Raw genomic sequence first — 17,792 nt, 5'->3', positions numbered from 1 at the left:
CCGGGTGTGGGGGTCACGGGTAGCCGATGAACCAGAGCAGCACGATGGCCACCGGCTGCAGGGCGATGCCCGCGCCGAGCAGGCTGCGACGCAGCGCCTTCGACCGGGAGATCGCCGGGTCACCGAGCAGCGGCGCGAGCGGCAGTAGCAGCCGAAACAGGCTCTGCTGCGGCAGAAACACGGCCACGAGATAGAGGCCGTAGCTTGCCGAATACGCCACGATTTCCGGCCGAAGCGGATGCAGCAAGCGTCGCGACAACCACCATCCAAACCCCGACGCGAGCGCGAGTACGAGTACGATTCCGACCACGCCAAGGTACTTTCCGGCCATCAGGAACCACGGCGTGAGCGGCACGAATTCGACCCGGCCGACGAAGCCGGTCCACCAGGACAACTCCGTCATGAGGTAGGCGTCGTGCACTCCCGTGACAGCGTCGGCCACGAGCGGCCAAGACAGGCCAGCCGCCGCAATGACCAGTCCTGCGGCTAAGATGGCCCATCGTTCCGCGCGAGCGGATCGCCCGCGTTCCCGCCAGCGCAGTACCAGAATAATGAGGAGCGCCAGCGACAGCGCGAGCACCCCCGGCCGGGTGAACGCGGCCAGCACGGCGAACGGAATCATCAGCAGGTAACGCCGCGACACCATCATCGCGAGGCTCGTGAAAACCAGGAACAGAAACAGGCTCTCGGCGTAAGCCACCTGCAGAATAAATGACAGCGGCCCGAAACAGAACAGGGTGACCGCCCACAGCGCCGAGTTCGCGCCGACTCGGGAGGCCAACAGGTGGTAGAGCCCGAGTGCGGCCCCGGCGCCGAACAGGATCGCCACGAGCATGCCGGCGACGTAGAATTCGAGGCCGGTCAGCGCCGCGACAACGCGCACGAGCCACGGAAAGACCGGCAGGAAGGCCCAAGCGTTCGGCTCAACGTTGCCGGCGGTATCGGTCGGCAGTACAGCCGGGTAGCCGGAGAGCGCGATCTGCCGGTAGAACGAGCTATCCCACGACCCCGAGAAGGTGAAGAAATTCGGGTCGCTCCGGTAGCTCGCGAAGTTCCAGCCGGCGCGAGTGGCGACGGCGAACAGGGTGCCGAGCAGTGCCGTGGTGAGCAGCCGTGATGCTGCCCAGATCAGCAGCACGAGACCCCATGGCGGCAGGCCGCTGAGGCGAGAGCGGAGCGCGCTGAGGCGCTGCACCCCGCCCCCGCTCGTCATCGCCCCAGGCCAGCGCGGCCCTCGCTCTAGCAGCAGCGCCCCTGCGGGTTCTTGTCCTGCCGGTCAGTCTGGTCCCGCCAGAACTCCCGTTCGGTCATGATCGGATGCGCCGCATTGGTTTCGCAACTCGCGTGGTGTGTCGCGTACTTGTCATAGGCGTCTTCGCCCATGAGGGCACGAACCCACCAGACCACGCGGCGGGCGCCCGCGCGAACAACCACCGAAACCGTCATGAGTGACCGGTCTTCTTCGGGCGCTTCGCCACCGGCGCGGCATCCCACTGGGCCTGCAGCACCTTTTCGGGCGGGGTCATCATGAGCCCGGCCGGAGCGAAGACCTGCGACTGCACCGCGTCATCTTCGCTCGTCGCATTCGAGTGGTTGCGGTAGGCGCGAATGGTGGCCTGAATCGTAGTGATGATCACGATGATGGTCAGCACCACGAACACGATCGACAGCACGCCCTGCACCATCGTGTTGCGTACGACGGCCTCCATGGCCTCGACCGTTGGAGCGCTGCCGAAGCTGGTCTGCCCGTCGGCCAGGGCCGCCGAGAACGCCCGGTTCTGCGCGAAGTAGCCAATGCCGGGAACGGTCGAGAAGATCTTGAGGAAGGAGGCATAGATCGTGATGATGGCCGCGAAACCGAGCGGCACCGCCACGATCCACAGGTATTTGAACAGCCCGCGCTTGGCGATGATCGCCATGCACACTGCGAGGGCGATGGCCGCGAGCAGCTGGTTGGCAATACCGAACAGCGGGAACAGCGTGTTGATGCCGCCGAGCGGGTCCGTCACCCCCATCACCAGCACGGCTCCCCAGGCGGCGACCATGATCGCGGTGGCCACCCAGGCCCCCGGACGCCACGACGTCTCTTTGAACTTCGGAAAGAAGTTTCCGAGGCTGTCCTGCATCATAAAACGCGCGACGCGGGTGCCGGCATCCACTGCGGTGAGAATGAAGAGGGCTTCGAACATGATGGCGAAGTGGTACCAGAAACTCATCATGGCGGTGCCGCCGACAAGTTGCTGCATAATGTGCGCGAGCCCGACCGCGAGTGTCGGGGCGCCTCCGGTGCGCGAGACAATGGATGCTTCGCCAACATCCTTTGCCGTCTGGGCGAGCAGGTCGGCGTTCACGTTGACGCCGGTCATGCCGAGGCCGTTGACGAAGGCGACCGCTCCCTCGATGGTGCCGCCGGTCAGGGCAGCGGGGGAGTTCATGGCGAAGTACAGGCCGCGGTCAATCGACAGTGCGGCGACGAGCGCCATGATCGCCACGAACGACTCCATGAGCATTCCGCCGTAGCCGATGAAGCGGGTTTGGCGCTCTTTTTGAATGAGCTTCGGTGTGGTACCCGAGGCAATCAGCGCGTGGAACCCGCTCAGGGCGCCACAGGCGATCGTGACAAAGAGGAACGGGAACAGGTTTCCGCTGACGACCGGGCCGGCACCGCTTGTGGCGAATTCGCTCACGGCCGGGGCGGTGATCTCGGGGCGAATGATGATGATCGCGACCGCGAGCATGCCGATGGTACCGATCTTCATGAAGGTCGAGAGGTAGTCGCGCGGCGCGAGCAGCAGCCAGACCGGCAGCACAGCGGCGATGAAACCGTAGATGATGATGCCCCAGGCGATGGTGACCTTATCGAGGGTGAACAGGGCCGTGCCCCACTCGGTGCTGGCAACGGCGCCACCGCCGATGATCGCGGCGAGCAGCAGCACGAAACCGATGATTGAGATCTCGGTGATCTTGCCTGGCCGGAAGAACCGCAGGTAGCAGCCCATAAACAGGGCGATCGGAATGGTCATGCCGACCGAGAAGACACCCCACGGGCTTTCCGCGAGAGCGTTGGTGACCACGAGGGCCAGAATGGCCACGATGATGACCATGATGACGAGGGTGGCGATGAGGGCAGCGGTGCCACCGATCAGGCCGAGCTCGTCGCGTGCCATCTGGCCGAGCGAACGGCCGCCGCGGCGCATCGAGAAATAGAGCACCAGGTAGTCCTGCACGGCACCGGCGAAGACGACTCCGACGATGATCCAGATGGTGCCGGGCAGAAAGCCCATCTGCGCGGCCAGAACCGGGCCGACGAGGGGGCCGGCGCCGGCGATCGCGGCGAAGTGGTGGCCGAACAGAACACGACGGTCGGTCGCCGCAAAGTCCTTGCCGTCTGCCTTGTATTCGGCGGGGGTGGCGCGGCGATCATCGGGCTTGAGCAGGTGCTTCTCGATGTAGTTCGAGTAGAACCGGTAGCCGATGAGATAGGTGCAGATCGCGGCGAACACGAACCAGATGGCGTTGACGGTCTCACCGCGCACGACGGCGAGCATGACCCAGCTGAGGCCACCGAGCAGTGAAATAGCCGACCAGATCGCGATCTTCATCGGCGTCCATTTGCGGTCGTGGGCCTCGATCTCGTCGGTGTCGACGGCCACGGCCAGGTCGTGAGGAACCCGTTGCAGGGCTCCCGGGTCATAAGAAGTGCCCTTGCTCGTACTGGACGTGGCGCCCATGTCTCTCCCTTGAGAAGCTTGCTTTGGCAGGAATCCGCCTCTTTACGTTACCTCCACACGGTGACGAACGGGCAACGGGTGAGATTTCACGCCGAGGGGAACGCGTAAAATGAGACCTCCGGGCATTCGCCCTCCTTCCTGCGCCTTCGACCATTGGAGCCACCGTGGCCGCACCCACTCATCTTGATGCCGTTATCGCCCTCGCCCGCCACCGCGGTTTTGTTTTTCAAGCCGGTGAGATCTACGGCGGTTCCCGCTCCGCCTGGGACTACGGCCCCCTCGGCGTCGAGCTCAAGGAAAACATCAAGAAGCAGTGGTGGCGTTCGATGGTCACGAGCCGCGATGATGTCGTCGGCCTCGACTCGTCGGTGATTTTGCCTCGCCAGGTCTGGGAGGCCTCCGGTCACGTCGAGGTTTTCAGCGACCCGCTGATCGAGTGCACGAGCTGCCACAAGCGTTTTCGTGCCGACCACCTCGAAGAGCAATACGAGGAGAAGAAGGGCCGTGCGCCTGAGAACGGCCTCGATGACATCGCCTGTCCCAACTGCGGCAACCGTCATATTTGGACCGAGCCGCGCGCCTTCTCCGGCCTGCTCAAGACTTACCTCGGCCCGGTCGATGACGAAGCCGGCATGCATTACCTGCGTCCCGAAACCGCGCAGGGCATCTTCGTGAACTTCGCCAACGTGCTGCAGGCGTCGCGCTCAAAGCCGCCGTTCGGCATCGGCCAGATCGGCAAGAGCTTTCGCAATGAGATCACGCCGGGCAACTTCATCTTTCGCACCCGTGAGTTCGAGCAGATGGAGATGGAATTCTTCGTCGAGCCCGGCACCGACGAGACCTGGCACCAGTACTGGATCGACACCCGCACGAAGTGGTACACCGACCTCGGCATCAACCCCGATAACCTGCGCCTGTTCGAGCACCCGAAAGAGAAGCTCTCGCACTATTCCAAGCGCACCGTCGACATTGAGTACCGCTTCGGGTTCACCGGCACCGAGTTCGGCGAGCTGGAGGGCGTGGCGAACCGTGGCGACTTCGACCTGTCGACGCACGCCAAGGCATCCGGTAAGGACCTGTCGTACTTCGACCAGACCAAGAACGAGCGTTGGACGCCCTGGGTGATTGAACCGGCTGCCGGCCTGACCCGCTCGCTCATGGCCTTTCTGGTCGACGCCTACGTCGAAGAAGAGGTTCCGAACGCGAAGGGCGGCGTCGACAAGCGCACCGTGCTCAAGCTCGACCCGCGCCTGTCGCCGGTGAAGGCCGCGATTCTGCCACTGTCGCGCAATGAGCGTCTCTCGCCGATGGCACGGGAGCTCGCCGCGAGCCTGCGCCAGCTCTGGAACGTGGACTTCGACGACGCCGGAGCGATCGGCCGTCGCTACCGCCGCCAGGACGAGATTGGCACGCCGTACTGCATCACGGTCGACTTCGACTCGCCGGGCGACCAGGCCGTCACCGTGCGCGACCGCGACACGATGGCGCAGGAGCGGGTGCCGCTGGCCGAGCTCGAGGCCTACCTGGCCGTGCGTCTGCGTGGGGCGTAGCCGATAAGACGGATGCTTGGGCATCCGTCGGGCAGACTGAGACCATGAAAGCCGTTTATTTCGAAGAGTTCGGTGTGCTTCCGGTGCTGCGCGAGGTGCCCGAGCCGCGGTTGAGCGCGGCCGGCGTGATCGTGCGGGTCGAGGCCACCGGACTGTGCCGCAGCGACTGGCACGGCTGGCTTGGCCACGACGCGGACATCGCCCTGCCGCACGTTCCCGGACACGAGCTGGTCGGAGTGGTCGACGCGGTCGGGCCGCTCGTGCGTCGGTTTCGGGTGGGCCAGCGGGTGACCGTACCGTTCGTCTGCGCCTGTGGCGAGTGCCCGGAGTGTGATGCGGGCAACGGCCAGGTCTGCCGCAACCAGACCCAGCCCGGCTTCACCGACTGGGGCTCCTACGCGGAGCGGGTCGTCCTGCACAACGCCGACGTGAACCTCATCGCCATTCCGGACGACCTCGACGCCGGCGCGGCCGCGTTGCTCGGCTGCCGGTTTGCCACCTCGTATCGCGGCCTCGTGCACCAGGCCGCCCTCCAGGCGGGCGAAACCCTGGTGGTGGTGGGCTGCGGTGGAGTCGGCCTCAGCGCGGTCATGATCGGGCAGGCGCTCGGCGCCACCGTGATCGCCGTCGACATCAGTTCTGACGCGCTTGAAGCGGCCACCCGGGTCGGAGCCGCGCACGTGGTCAACTCGGCCGGGCTGGATGACGCCGAGGTGGTGCGGCGCATCGTCGCCGTCACTCCCGACGGCTCCGGCGCCCAGGTGAGTCTCGAAGCGCTCGGCCGCGAGAACACCGTGGCCATTGGCATCCGTTCTCTGGCCACCCGCGGGCGGCACGTGCAGATCGGCCTGCTGGCCGACGATCCGCGCCTGCCGCTCGGCACGGTGATCGCTCGCGAACTCACTGTTCTGGGCAGCCACGGCATGCCCGCTCGGGACTATCCGGCGCTGCTTGACCTCGTCCTGACCGGTCGACTGCGCCCGAACGACCTGATCAGCACACGAATCACCCTGGCCGAAACGCCCGCAGCGCTCGCCGCCATGTCGACGCCCGGTGCGCCAGCCGGAGTCACCCTGATCGAACTAGGACGCGAGGGAACCGGTACCGGCGGCCTCCGCTGAGCCAACGGCGGGCAGGGTGACGTCGATGCCGAACAGGGCGTCGAGGCCACTGAGGTAGGCGTCTTGCTCACCGGCGCGGGCGAGTCCGCGGGCACGCACCATGGGGGTGTGCAGCAGCACGCCGGCCAGGTGGCGCAGTGCCGATTCGGTCGCTTCACTCGAGTCGCCGCGGCTGCGAGCCCGGGCGATCTCGGCGTCGCGCAGCCCGAACACGTAGCTGCGCAGGGCCACAACGGCTGGAGTGAGGCTTTGCTCTTCGGCGACGTCGGAGAATTTGCGGGCGGCCCTACCGACGATCTCGCGCGCCTCGGTCGTGGCGTTGAGCTCTTCGAGCGGGGCGTGGATGCTGATCGTCTCGAGGTCGAGCAGCTCGACACCGGGCACCAGGGTGACATCGGGCGCCACGTTGCGGGGTAAGCCGAGGTCAATGATGAGCTGCGGCGGAGCTTCGGGGCTGACATCGGCCGGACAGAGGCGGGCCGGCGCGTCAGCGGTGGCGCCGGCAATCGAGAATGGGTCGACGCCGATTTCGGCGCGACCGCGGGTGATCAGGGCCGCGTCGATGACGTGGTCATCGCGCAGGGTGCAGGCCACGACGACGTCGGCGCGGGCGACCTCGGCGGCGAAATTCCCGGCGGGAACGGCGTCGATGCTGTGCGAGGTGGCGAATCCGACGGCGCGACCTGACGGCGAGTAAACCCGCACGTTCTCCGCTCCGCGGTCGCGCAGGGCGGCGAGAGAGGCGCCGGCGTAGCGGCCGGTGCCAACCAAAAGCACACGGGCATTCGACCAGTCGCTGACTCGACTTTCGGCCAGTTCGAGGGCGAGACGCACGATCGAGCGACCGGCCGAGCCGATGCCGGTGCGGTTCTTGACGCCGCGCGAGGTCTGGGAAGCCCGCTGAAACAGGCGCTCGAGCTCGGGGCTGGTGGTTCCGGCGGCGCGAGCCTGCTCGAGCGCACGGCGCACCTGGCCGGCGATTTCGACCTCGCCGACGACGACCGATTCGAGCCCGCTCGTCACCGCGAACAGATGCTCGGCAACGCCGTTGCCGTGCACGAGGGTGAGATTGTCGCGCAGAACGCCTTCGTCGAGGCCGCTGCTCGCACTCACGGCTTCAATCGCGGCGTACACGGCGGGTAGGGGCGACACGCCGTAGGGCTCATCCAGGTCAAGGTAGGCCTCAAAGCGGTTGCAGGTCGCGACGACGACGGCACCGCTGAGCGGCCCGTGCTGCTTCACCATGCGGGTGGCCGACGAGCCCCCGCCCACAGACAATTTCTCCAGCACATCGAAGGTGGCGTTTTTGTGGCTGGCGGACAGAAGAATGAGCACTAGACGATTGTACGACTTCTTGCTGTACGCTTCCGTCGCGCACCGGTCAGGGATCTTTGAGAGAATGGGCGAGATGATCCTCAACGCGCAGCATCCACTCTCCTCCGGTCTCACCGCCGACTCCCGCCTGATTCAGGCCTACCAAGGCACCCGACCCGCCGTGACGCCGGTGTGGTTCATGCGCCAGGCCGGCCGATCGCTGCCCGAATACCGCGAGTTGCGTGTCGGAACGCGCATGCTCGACGTGTGCCTCGACCCCGAACTGGCGAGCGAAATCTCGCTGCAGCCGGTGCGCCGCCACAACGTCGACGCCGGAATCTTCTTCAGCGACATCGTCGTGCCTCTCAAACTCGTCGGGGTCGACGTGTCGATCGTGGCCGGCAAGGGTCCGGTTCTCGGCAAGGCCGTGCGTACAGAAGCGGATGTCGACGAACTCACCGCCCTCGACCCGGCCCTGCTCGACGAGGCCGTGGCACCGATCAGCGCGGCCGTTTCCCTCGCGGTCGCCCAGCTCGGATCGACCCCACTCATCGGCTTCGCCGGCGCTCCGTTCACCCTCGCCGCGTACCTGGTCGAGGGCGGTCCGTCGAAGGACCACATCCACGCCCGCACGCTCATGCACGCCGAACCCGGGGCCTGGGCCAAGCTCATGGCCTGGACCGCCGACGTCACCGGTCGGTTTCTGCGCGCACAGGTGCTCGCCGGGGCCAGCGCCGCCCAACTGTTTGACTCGTGGGCCGGAGCGCTCTCGCTGGCCGACTATGCGGCATCCGTTACCCCCGCCTCGGCCGCCGCGATCGCCCACGTGCGCGACCTGAGCTACAGTGTGCCGGGCAAAGAAGACGGCGCGGAGCCGGTCGACCGCAACGTGCCGATCGTACACTTCGGCGTGGGAACCGGCGAACTGCTCAAGGCAATGCACAACATCGGCGCCGACGTCGTCGGCGTCGACTACCGGGTGCCGCTCGACGAGGCCAACCGTCGGCTCGGCGGCGCCGTTCCGGTGCAGGGCAACGTCGACCCCGCTCTGCTTGCCGCGCCGTGGCCCGTTCTCGAAGCGCACGTGCGCGACGTGCTCGAACGCGGACGCACCGCACCCTCCCACGTGCTCAACCTCGGCCACGGCGTTCCGCCCGACACCGACCCCGATGTGCTGACCCGTCTGGTCAGCCTTGTGCACGACGTGAGCGCGGCCGACTAGGAGCAGCAACATGACCACACCGATCGACGTTCTCGTGATTGGCGGGGGAGTGGCGGGCCTGGTCGCCGCCCGCGAATGCGCCCAAGTGGGCCTGACCGTCACCATCATCGAGGCCACGGATGCCGTCGGCGGCCCGGTCGCCGGCCACACCCTCGACGGGCTCAGTCTTGACAGCGGTGCTGAGAGTTTCGCGGTGCGCGGCGGTACCGTCGCCGCCTTCGTCGATGATCTCGGTCTCACCGACCAGATCGTCTCCCCCAACGTGGCCGGTGCCTGGCTGCACCTGCCCGCCCTCACACCGCGCTCACCAACGGATGCCGCGGTGAGCGTTCCGTTGCCCAAGGCCGGCGTTCTCGGAATTCCCGGTTCACCACTCGCCGACGACGTGCGCCGCGTCATCGGCTGGAGCGGCTCGCTGCGCGCCTACCTCGACCGGCTCATGCCTGTGCTCACCATCGGTCGCGAGCACAGCCTCGGCGACCTGGTGAAGAAGCGCATGGGCCAGCGCGTGCTCGACCGCCTCGTGGAACCCGTCGCCTCCGGCGTCTACACAACGAGCGCCGTCGACCTCGAAATCGACGTTGTCGCCCCCGGACTCAACCGCGCCCTCACCACCGCCGGCTCGCTCTCCGGCGCTGTCTCGGCCCTGCGCTCCGGCGCCCCGGCCGGCTCCAACGTGGGCGGGCTGCTCGGCGGCATGGCCAGCCTGCCCGCCGCCATCGTGGCCGCGCTCGAACACGACAACGTGACCATTCTGACCGGAATCACGGCCGAGGCCCTGGCCCGTTCCGGCACCGACGATGCGCCGACCTGGGCCGTCACCGTCACTCGGCGAGCTGATGAAGACCAGGCCGAGACCCTCACCGCTCGTTACGTCATCGTCGCGACCCAGGGCGCGCAGGCCCTCCGGCTGGTCAACCCGCTCGGCGGAGCGTTCGACGCGCTCGCCGAACTCGACTGGCCGGCCCCGACCGCCGTCACGCTCACCACACTCGTCCTCGACGCGCCCGCCCTTGACGCGCACCCGCGCGGTACCGGCGTACTCGTCTCGATTGACGCCCCAAACGTGACCGCGAAGGCGCTCACCCACGTCACGGCGAAGTGGTCATGGGTTGCCGAAGCGGCCGGCCCCGGCCGCCACGTCGTCAGGCTGTCCTACGGTCGGGCCGGCCACCCCAACCCGACCGACGACCTGAGCGACGATGAGCTGCAAGCACTGGCCCTGCACGACGCATCCACCCTGCTCGGCGTGCCGTTGCTGTCCAACTCGGTGCGCGCCTTCGCCCGCACCGAGTGGCGCGACGCCTTGTCGCCCGCCACGCTCGGCGCGCCCGAGCGTGCGCGGCAGGTGCGCGAGGCCGTCGCCGCGACCCCCGCCCTGGAGATCACTGGCGCCTGGCTGGCCGGAACCGGCCTCGCCTCGGTCATTCCGCACGCCCTCGAAGCCGGCGACCGCATTCGGCACGCCGCCCTCGGCCTCACCATCACCGCGCCAGACCTCTAGCCAAGACTGTGCGCTTCCTGTATTGATACCAGAGCGCCAAGACATACCGGGCAGCACCCGGGACCGAAACGACGAACCGGGTTACTCTGGGAAAACCTTACGAAAGTGGAGACTCAATGCGCGGAAAGCTTCTGTTCATCACGGGCGGACTCGTCGGCTATGTGCTCGGTGCACGTGCCGGCCGCAAACGCTACGACCAGATCGCTGCCGCTGCGAACGATCTTTGGAACGCCAAACCCGTGCAGCGCCGGGTGACTGAGGTGCGCGACGCGGCTCTCGAACTGGTCGGCGACGTTCCCTCCACCCTCTACAAGGCCGGTAAGAAGGCGGTCAACCAGGCAGTGGCCAAGAAAAAGCAAGCCGCACGCCCCGCTGCCACTCCCGCAAAGGCCAACGCCACTCCCTCGAAGGCCAACACCACTGCGAGCCGCCCGACCGCCGCGAAGACGAAACCGAAGACGGCGCCCCGGGCCAAGCCGGCGGCTGGCCTTGACGAGTCCGGAACGCCGTAGCCGTCTCTGAGCTCGTAGAATTCAGACACCCGAAACACCGACACCCGAACATAGGGAAGGCAATCCGTGACTAGCAGTGGATTCAACCCGAAGAGCAGACGCCCGTTGCTCGCCCTGATCGGGGAGCTGCCCGGCCAGATCAGTGCCCTCGTCAAGGCCGAATTGGATGCCTTCAAGGCCGAGTTCGCCGCGAAGGCCAAGAATGTCGGCATCGGTGCGGGCATGTTCATTGTGGCCGGCGTTTTTGCCTTTTTTGCGACCGGTGTCCTGGTCGCCCTCGCAGTGATAGCCCTGGCCCTCGTGTTGCCCCTCTGGTTGGCCACCCTCATCGTGGCGGTGGCCTTGTTGCTCATCGCCGTCATCCTCGTACTGATCGGCGTCAACCGGGTGAAGGCAGCCACGAAAGCCGACCCCGAGGGTGTACACGCGAGTATTCGTCACGACGTCGATGCATTCAAGGGAGTTGGCGAATATGACCACAAATAGCCCCGCTGTCAGCCCGTCGGGCGAGAAGCACGACATCAAGGAGTTCCGCGCTGAAGCCCGGCACGCCCGCGCGGAGCTCGCCTCCACGCTCGATGCGATCGAGTACAAGTTCAACCTGCCCAAGCAACTGCGCATCAAACGGCGTCGCCTGGCGCACGCCCTGCGTCAGCTCGGCGAAGACAGCCCGGCTGCCCTGGCCGGCATTGCGGCTGGCGCGGCCACGGTCGTGGGTGTCATCGTCTGGTTCGGTGCGTCCGCGGTCGCCAAGAACCGCTAGGTTCCGAGCCGGTTCACAGAAACCGCAACGCTGATTTTGGTGCCGGGCCAATACGGAGCAAACTAGTCTCATGACTCACCCGGCTGCCGGAGAGGCAGTAACCAGCGTTCAGCCCACCACTTCCACCGATTCCGAGGTACCGACGGCTTCGCCGCAAGGTTTCACCCTCTTTACCGTCCTGCGAAAAGATCCGCGCAACCCCGATGACCTCGATGGCCGCGATGTACCGCACGCCGTGAACGAACTCGACGATGTGCTGGCCCTCATCGAGGATGAGGGCGTCACCGTGCGTGGCTTCTACGATGTCTCCGGCCTCAGGTCGGACGCCGACGTCATGATCTGGACCCACGCGCCCAACGCCGAAAGCCTGCAGTGGGCTAATCGTGAGCTGCGCCGCAGCCGCCTGCTCAAGAGCCTGCTACCCACCTGGAACGCTATGGGGGTGCACCGCGACGCCGAATTCAACAAGAGCCACGTTCCGGGCTTTTTGCGCGGCATCGAGCCGAAGGCATGGATGACCGTCTACCCCTTCGTGCGCAGCTTTGAGTGGTACCTGCTGCCTGAAGCTGACCGCAGCCGCATGCTCGCTGACCACGGTCGCAAGGGGGCCGCGTACCGTGGCGCCATCGCGAACACGGTGTCAGCTTTCGCCCTCGGTGACTACGAGTGGTTGCTGCCGATCGAGAGCGACGAGCTGACCGAGCTCGTTGACCTCATGCGTGGCCTGCGCGATACCGAGGCCCGTCTCCATGTGCGCGAAGAGATCCCGTTCTACACCGGACGCCGCATCAGCACCGCCGAGCTCGTGGAGGTGTTGCAGTAATGACCCGCTACGACGCAATTCTGTTGGCCGGCTTTGGCGGGCCCGAGGGCCAGGACGACGTGATTCCGTTTCTGCGAAACGTGACCGGTGGTCGCGGCATTCCCGAGGAACGTCTCGAAGTCGTCGCCAAGCACTACCGCCACTACGGTGGCGTCAGCCCGATCAACGACCAGAACCGTGTGCTGCAGGCGGCACTGCAGGCCGAGATCGACCGCCGCGGCATCGACCTCAAGGTGCTCTGGGGCAACCGCAACTGGGCGCCCTACCTCTCCGACACCATCGCCCGGGCGCACGCCGACGGCCAAGACCGACTGCTCGCCATTGCCACGAGCGCGTACAGCTCGTATTCGGGCTGCCGCCAGTACCGTGAGGACTTCGCCGCTGCCCTGACCAAGAATAACCTCGAGGGCGTCGTGACCATCGACAAGGTGCGCCAGTTCTTTGATCACCCCGGCTTTGTCGCACCCTTCGTCACCGGCGTGCGCAAGGGACTGGCGGATGTCGCGGCAGCCGTTCCCGGCATCAACCTCGACACCGAGGTGGAGGTTCTCTTCTCCACCCACTCGATTCCCATGACCGACGCTAATAAAAGCGGCCCGGCCGATCGTGGCTTCGGTGAGGGCGGTGCCTATGCCGCCCAGCACCTCGCGGTAGCCCAGAAGGTCATGACGGGCACTGATACCCCCTGGCAGCTGGTCTTCCAGTCACGCAGCGGCCCACCGAGCATGCCGTGGCTCGAGCCCGACATCAACGACGCGATCGCCCTGTTGCCGGCCCGCGGCATCCGTGCCATCGTCATCGTGCCACTCGGATTCGTGAGCGACCACATGGAGGTCATGTGGGACCTCGACAACGAGGCACTCGAGAGCTGCGAGCAGCACGGCCTGGTTGCTGTGCGCGTGCCCACCCCGGGGGTCGCGCCGGAATTCGTCAGCGGACTCGTCGACCTCGTTGTGGAACGCCTCGAGGACACCCCGGTGGCCGACCGCCCGGCCGTAACGGAGCTCGGCCCTTGGTATGACGTGTGCCGCCCCGGCTGCTGTGAAAACGTGCGCCTCGGTTTCAAGCCCGCCGTTGCCGGGATGGCACCGTGACCGTGATTCGCGTGGGAACGCGCGCGAGTGCCCTCGCGCTCGCACAGACCCAGACCATCGTCAACCGCATCGCGGCATCGGCCGGTGTCGAGGTCGAAATCGTGCGCGTCACCACGCACGGCGACAGCTCCAGCGAGCCGCTCTCGAGCCTCGGCGGCACCGGTGTATTCGCGAGCGCCCTGCGCGAAGCCCTGTTGAACGATGAGTGTGACGCCATCGTGCACTCGTTCAAGGATCTGCCGACCGAGGCCCACCCGGGTTTGCGTATCGGCGCAACACCCAAGAGGGCGGATGCCCGCGACGTGCTCTGCGCGCGCGCCGGCTTCACCATGGAAACCCTGCCCGAGGGGGCCCGCGTCGGAACGGGCTCGCCCCGCCGAATGGCCCAGCTCCGGGAGCGTCGCCCCGACCTGACGATCGTCGATATTCGCGGCAACATCGACACTCGCATCGGCCGTGTCGCCGAGGGTGACCTCGACGCCGTGGTTCTCGCCGCCGCCGGCCTCGGTCGCCTCGGCCGCCTCGATTCCGTCGCGACCGACTTTCTCGACCTGTCCGCCTGGCCGACCGCGCCCGGCCAGGGTGCACTCGCCATCGAGGTGCGTGCGGGTAAGCCCGAACGCCTGCTGGGGGTGGCGCTCGCCGCCATGAACAATGCTTCAACGCAGGCGACGACCACCGCCGAACGCACCGTGCTGGCCCGCCTGGAGGCCGGCTGTTCCGCACCGATCGGTGCGACCGCGGTCCTCGACGATGGGCTGCTCTTTCTCACCGCGACCGTCTACAGCCCGGATGGCTCCCGCAGGGTCACCAGTTCGCACGCGGCGACTCCCGATTCCCATTCCGCACTCCATCTGACCGAAGCCGCGCTCGATGTGGCTGAACGAGTGTCCATAGATCTTCTGGCCGGTGGCGCGGCCGAGTTCGCTCCCCTGAAAGTGACTGGGTGACCACGTGACCAAACGACTGACCAAGCCCCTGGCGGGCTGGCGAGTTCTCGTTCCGCGCGGCGGACCCTGGGGTGACCAGGTGGCGGCAAACCTGCGGGCCAAGGGTGCGCATCCGATCGTCGCTCCCATGATCAACTTCGCCGCGACCGACGACGCCCCCGCGCTCGACGCGGCGCTGACCCGCCTCGCCGCCGGGGAATTCGACTGGATGACCATCACCAGCGCCACGACCGTGGACGTTTTGTCGTCGCACCGCGCCGTCGTCGCGCGCGGAACGCGCATCGCCGCGGTCGGTGAAACCACCGCGGCCGCGCTCGTTGCGGCTGGCTATCATGTGGACATCGTTCCGTCCGAAGACAACTCCGCGCGCGGCCTGCTCGAGGAATGGGAGACCGCCACGGCCGGCGTCATCCCCTTGCGCGTGCTGACCCTGCGCAGTGAGATCGCCAAACCGCTGCTCACCGAGGGTCTGCGCCGCGTCGGCCACAACGTGGAATCGGTCGTCGCCTATCGCACCATCGGTGTTCCGGTCAGTGACCAGGTCGTCGCCGACGTCAAGGCGGGCCTCGTGCACGCCGTGCTCGTTACGAGCGGCAGCGTCGCACGCCAGGTGCGCGAACAGTTCGGTGACATTCCCGAACGCACCCTCGTGGCCTGTATCGGCCCGCAGACCGCCAAGGACTCCCGGGCCCTCGGACTGCGCGTCGATGTGATTGCCCACGAGCGCAGCGCTGAGTCCCTGATCGAGGCCCTCGTCGACGCCGCGCTGGCGGGGACCGCACGGGCGCTCTGACCGGGCAGGTAACGACCGGATAACGAAACGTACAGCCAGGCGGCGTAGGGTACAGGGGTGACCAACCCCGTAATCCGCCCACGACGTCTGCGCACCAGCGGCGCCCTTCGTCGCCTGGCCAGTGAAATTCGTGTTCACCCGGCCGAGCTTGTGCTTCCCATGTTCGTGCGCGAAGGCGATGACAGCCGCCCGATCGGCTCGATGCCCGGTGTCGTGCAGCACAGCATCGACAGTGCACGACGTGCCGTCGTTCAGGCGGCCGAAGCCGGCGTTGGCGGGATCATGCTGTTCGGGGTGCCATCGAGGCGTGACGCGACCGGTACCGGTGCGACCGACCCCAGCGGCATCCTCAACCTGGCCACTCGCGCGCTCGTCGACGAGATCGGCGACGCGCTCGTCGTGCAGACCGACCTGTGCCTCGACGAATTCACCGACCACGGCCACTGCGGCGTGCTCGCAGCCGACGGCCACGTCGACAACGACGCCACCCTGGAGCGCTACCGCGACATGGCGCTGGCCCAGGCAACGGCCGGTTCCGCGCTGCTCGGCCTCTCCGGCATGATGGACGGCCAGGTCGCCGCCGTGCGCGAGGCCCTCGACACCAACGGTTTTGAAGACACGGCCCTGCTCGCCTACTCGGCCAAATACGCCTCCGCCTTCTACGGCCCGTTTCGCGAAGCTGTCGCCTCGACACTGGTCGGCGACCGGCGCACCTACCAGCTTGACCCGGCCAACCGCCGGGAAGGTGTGCGCGAAGCCCAGCTCGACATCGACGAGGGCGCCGACATCGTCATGGTCAAGCCGGCCGGCAGCTACCTCGACGTGCTCGCCGACGTCGCCGCCATGAGTAATATTCCGGTTTGGGCATATCAAGTGTCCGGCGAATACGCCATGATCGAGGCGGCCGCCGCGCAGGGCTGGATCGACCGGCGCCGCGCCGTCGAAGAATCGGTTCTGGGCATCCGCCGAGCCGGCGCCGACGCTGTACTCACGTACTGGGCCGTCGAACTGGCCATCTGGTTCAAGGAGGAGCAAGCATGACCGGCACGATGTCGACTTCAATGGAACACACGATTACCCACAACGACGAACTGTTCGACCGCGCCCGCCGCGTGATTCCCGGCGGGGTCAACTCGCCGGTGCGTGCCTTCGGCTCCGTCGGCGGCACCCCGCTCTTTCTCGTGAAGGCTGCGGGCGCCTACGTCACCGATTCCGACGGCCGCGAGTATGTCGACCTCGTCAACTCGTGGGGTCCGGCCATTCTCGGTCACGCGCATCCCGAGGTCATCAAGGCCGTGCAGGATGCCGCCGCCCTCGGGCTGTCCTTTGGTGCGTCGACGCCGGCCGAAACCGAACTGGCCGAACTCGTCGCCGAGCGGGTCGGCGCGGTCGAGAAGTTGCGCCTCGTTTCCACCGGCACCGAAGCGACCATGACCGCGATTCGCCTAGCGCGCGGCTTCACCGGTCGTGACCTGCTGATCAAGTTCGCCGGGCACTACCATGGCCACTCCGACGGTCTGCTCGCCCAGGCCGGTTCGGGCCTCGCCACGCTCGCACTGCCCGGCTCGGCCGGCGTCACCGCGGCGACCGCCGCGCAGACGCTCGTGCTGCCGTACAACGACCTGGGCGCCGTTCGGGCCGCCTTCGAAGCGCACCCGGGCGGTATTGCCGCGATCATCACCGAGGCCGCCGCCGCCAACATGGGCGTCGTCGCCCCGGATGCCGGCTTCAACGCGGCCCTGTCGGCGATTGCGCACTCGAACGGCGCCCTGCTCATTCTCGACGAAGTGCTCACCGGCTTTCGGGTGAGCCGCTCCGGCTTCTGGGGCCTCGAGACCAGCAGCCTCGAGTCGGCTGGCGAAAAGTTCTACACGCCCGACCTGCTCGCCTTCGGCAAGATCATCGGTGGCGGTCTGCCCGCGGCCGCCCTCGGTGGTCGGGCCGACGTGATGGACTTTCTCGCACCGACCGGCCCGGTCTACCAGGCCGGCACACTGTCGGGTAACCCGGTCGCCGTCGCGGCCGGCATCGCGACCCTCAACCTGCTCGACGAGAGCGTGTACGATCGGCTCAACGCAACCGCCATCATCCTCTCGGAAGCGGTTTCCGCCTCGCTCGCCGCCGAGGGCGTCGCCCACCGGGTGCAGCGGGCCGGCAACCTGTTCAGCTTCGTGTTCGGTGAGGAAGCGCAGGACTCGGCCCCGCGCACCTACGCCGACGTCAAGCGGCAGGAGGCTTTTCGCTACCCACCTTTCTTTCACGCCATGCTCGATGGCGGCGTGTCGCTGCCGCCGAGCGTGTTCGAGGCCTGGTTTGTCTCCGACGCGCACGACCAGAGCGCCATCGGGCGCATCTTCGAGGCGCTGCCGGCGGCGGCCAGGGCTGCAGCCGCAGCGACCATGCCCGCCTAGACCG

At 67.0% G+C, this 17,792-nt stretch carries 17 protein-coding genes; 13 read left to right on the top strand and 4 right to left on the bottom strand.

The genetic code is table 11. From position 1 onward, the window contains the following. Positions 1 to 13: 13 nt before the first annotated feature. The 3 genes from IWX77_RS02165 to IWX77_RS02155 are packed head-to-tail and all read right to left on the bottom strand — an operon-like array spanning position 14 to position 3,731. Positions 14 to 1,213 (bottom strand): hypothetical protein, encoded by a 1,200-nt coding sequence (locus IWX77_RS02165; protein ID WP_196842868.1) that lies wholly within the window; start codon positions 1,211 to 1,213, stop codon positions 14 to 16. A gap of 26 nt (positions 1,214 to 1,239) precedes the next feature. Then, positions 1,240 to 1,446 carry a YbdD/YjiX family protein gene (locus IWX77_RS02160; RefSeq protein WP_196842867.1) on the bottom strand — a complete coding sequence of 69 codons (207 nt, stop codon included), beginning with the start codon at positions 1,444 to 1,446 and terminating at the stop codon, positions 1,240 to 1,242. After that, entirely contained in the window at positions 1,443 to 3,731 is a 2,289-nt protein-coding gene (locus IWX77_RS02155) for a carbon starvation CstA family protein (protein ID WP_196842866.1), read from the bottom strand. The genes IWX77_RS02160 and IWX77_RS02155 overlap by 4 nt, the downstream gene beginning before the upstream one ends. 164 nt (positions 3,732 to 3,895) lie before the next feature. Between IWX77_RS02155 and IWX77_RS02150 the strand changes: the two genes are divergently transcribed. Beyond that, a complete protein-coding gene (locus IWX77_RS02150; RefSeq protein ID WP_196842865.1) occupies positions 3,896 to 5,281 on the top strand; it encodes a glycine--tRNA ligase in 1,386 nt (461 codons plus the stop codon). 44 nt (positions 5,282 to 5,325) lie between these two features. After that, complete coding sequence (locus IWX77_RS02145) at positions 5,326 to 6,402, top strand: alcohol dehydrogenase catalytic domain-containing protein (protein ID WP_196842864.1); 1,077 nt, start codon at positions 5,326 to 5,328, stop codon at positions 6,400 to 6,402. Here IWX77_RS02145 and IWX77_RS02140 read toward each other — a convergent pair. Beyond that, positions 6,364 to 7,737 carry a glutamyl-tRNA reductase gene (locus IWX77_RS02140; RefSeq protein ID WP_196842863.1) on the bottom strand — a complete coding sequence of 458 codons (1,374 nt, stop codon included), beginning with the start codon at positions 7,735 to 7,737 and terminating at the stop codon, positions 6,364 to 6,366. The two genes, IWX77_RS02145 and IWX77_RS02140, sit on opposite strands and share 39 nt — an antisense overlap. A 73-nt stretch (positions 7,738 to 7,810) precedes the next feature. Here IWX77_RS02140 and hemE point away from each other — a divergent pair, with 73 nt between their 5' ends. The 11 genes from hemE to hemL all read left to right on the top strand — a co-directional run bounded on the left by hemE (position 7,811) and on the right by hemL (position 17,788). Further along, positions 7,811 to 8,938, top strand: coding sequence for a uroporphyrinogen decarboxylase (hemE, locus tag IWX77_RS02135; protein ID WP_196842862.1), 1,128 nt, complete (start codon positions 7,811 to 7,813; stop codon positions 8,936 to 8,938). A gap of 10 nt (positions 8,939 to 8,948) precedes the next feature. Further along, a complete protein-coding gene (gene hemG, locus IWX77_RS02130) occupies positions 8,949 to 10,442 on the top strand; it encodes a protoporphyrinogen oxidase (RefSeq protein WP_196842861.1) in 1,494 nt (497 codons plus the stop codon). A gap of 116 nt (positions 10,443 to 10,558) precedes the next feature. After that, on the top strand, positions 10,559 to 10,954 hold the full coding sequence (locus IWX77_RS02125; RefSeq protein WP_196842860.1) for a YtxH domain-containing protein: 396 nt from the start codon (positions 10,559 to 10,561) through the stop codon (positions 10,952 to 10,954). 66 nt (positions 10,955 to 11,020) lie between these two features. After that, positions 11,021 to 11,440, top strand: a complete 420-nt coding sequence (locus tag IWX77_RS02120) for a phage holin family protein (protein WP_196842859.1) — start codon at positions 11,021 to 11,023, stop codon at positions 11,438 to 11,440. Beyond that, positions 11,427 to 11,717, top strand: coding sequence for a hypothetical protein (locus IWX77_RS02115; protein ID WP_297412945.1), 291 nt, complete (start codon positions 11,427 to 11,429; stop codon positions 11,715 to 11,717). Before IWX77_RS02120 ends, IWX77_RS02115 begins: the two co-directional genes overlap by 14 nt. Positions 11,718 to 11,787: 70 nt before the next feature. Further along, positions 11,788 to 12,540, top strand: coding sequence for a hydrogen peroxide-dependent heme synthase (gene hemQ, locus IWX77_RS02110; protein ID WP_196842858.1), 753 nt, complete (start codon positions 11,788 to 11,790; stop codon positions 12,538 to 12,540). Next, positions 12,540 to 13,634 carry a ferrochelatase gene (locus tag IWX77_RS02105; RefSeq protein WP_196842857.1) on the top strand — a complete coding sequence of 365 codons (1,095 nt, stop codon included), beginning with the start codon at positions 12,540 to 12,542 and terminating at the stop codon, positions 13,632 to 13,634. The genes hemQ and IWX77_RS02105 overlap by 1 nt, the downstream gene beginning before the upstream one ends. After that, a complete protein-coding gene (gene hemC / locus IWX77_RS02100) occupies positions 13,631 to 14,584 on the top strand; it encodes a hydroxymethylbilane synthase (protein WP_196842856.1) in 954 nt (317 codons plus the stop codon). The genes IWX77_RS02105 and hemC overlap by 4 nt, the downstream gene beginning before the upstream one ends. A gap of 4 nt (positions 14,585 to 14,588) precedes the next feature. Further along, on the top strand, positions 14,589 to 15,377 hold the full coding sequence (locus IWX77_RS02095) for a uroporphyrinogen-III synthase (protein ID WP_196842855.1): 789 nt from the start codon (positions 14,589 to 14,591) through the stop codon (positions 15,375 to 15,377). A gap of 57 nt (positions 15,378 to 15,434) precedes the next feature. Then, complete coding sequence (hemB, locus tag IWX77_RS02090; RefSeq protein ID WP_196842854.1) at positions 15,435 to 16,418, top strand: porphobilinogen synthase; 984 nt, start codon at positions 15,435 to 15,437, stop codon at positions 16,416 to 16,418. Next, the gene (gene hemL, locus IWX77_RS02085; protein ID WP_297412942.1) at positions 16,415 to 17,788 is read left to right on the top strand and encodes a glutamate-1-semialdehyde 2,1-aminomutase; all 1,374 of its coding nucleotides are present in this window, start codon (positions 16,415 to 16,417) and stop codon (positions 17,786 to 17,788) included. Before hemB ends, hemL begins: the two co-directional genes overlap by 4 nt. The last annotated feature ends 4 nt before the right edge of the window (positions 17,789 to 17,792 follow it).

The sequence above is a fragment of the Cryobacterium sp. CAN_C2 genome, assembly GCF_015751745.1.
Taxonomy (GTDB): Bacteria; Actinomycetota; Actinomycetes; order Actinomycetales; family Microbacteriaceae; genus Cryobacterium.
This window is presented reverse-complemented; position numbering and strand designations above follow the sequence as displayed.

Coding starts and splice junctions, on each gene's coding strand:
- hemE (WP_196842862.1), top strand. CDS start 7,811: ATGATCCTCAACGCGCAGCATCCACTCTCCTCCGGTCTCACCGCCGAC.
- IWX77_RS02125 (WP_196842860.1), top strand. CDS start 10,559: ATGCGCGGAAAGCTTCTGTTCATCACGGGCGGACTCGTCGGCTATGTG.
- IWX77_RS02145 (WP_196842864.1), top strand. CDS start 5,326: ATGAAAGCCGTTTATTTCGAAGAGTTCGGTGTGCTTCCGGTGCTGCGC.
- hemQ (WP_196842858.1), top strand. CDS start 11,788: ATGACTCACCCGGCTGCCGGAGAGGCAGTAACCAGCGTTCAGCCCACC.
- IWX77_RS02155 (WP_196842866.1), bottom strand. CDS start 3,731: ATGGGCGCCACGTCCAGTACGAGCAAGGGCACTTCTTATGACCCGGGA.
- IWX77_RS02115 (WP_297412945.1), top strand. CDS start 11,427: ATGACCACAAATAGCCCCGCTGTCAGCCCGTCGGGCGAGAAGCACGAC.
- hemL (WP_297412942.1), top strand. CDS start 16,415: ATGACCGGCACGATGTCGACTTCAATGGAACACACGATTACCCACAAC.
- IWX77_RS02105 (WP_196842857.1), top strand. CDS start 12,540: ATGACCCGCTACGACGCAATTCTGTTGGCCGGCTTTGGCGGGCCCGAG.
- IWX77_RS02165 (WP_196842868.1), bottom strand. CDS start 1,213: ATGACGAGCGGGGGCGGGGTGCAGCGCCTCAGCGCGCTCCGCTCTCGC.
- IWX77_RS02160 (WP_196842867.1), bottom strand. CDS start 1,446: ATGACGGTTTCGGTGGTTGTTCGCGCGGGCGCCCGCCGCGTGGTCTGG.
- hemG (WP_196842861.1), top strand. CDS start 8,949: ATGACCACACCGATCGACGTTCTCGTGATTGGCGGGGGAGTGGCGGGC.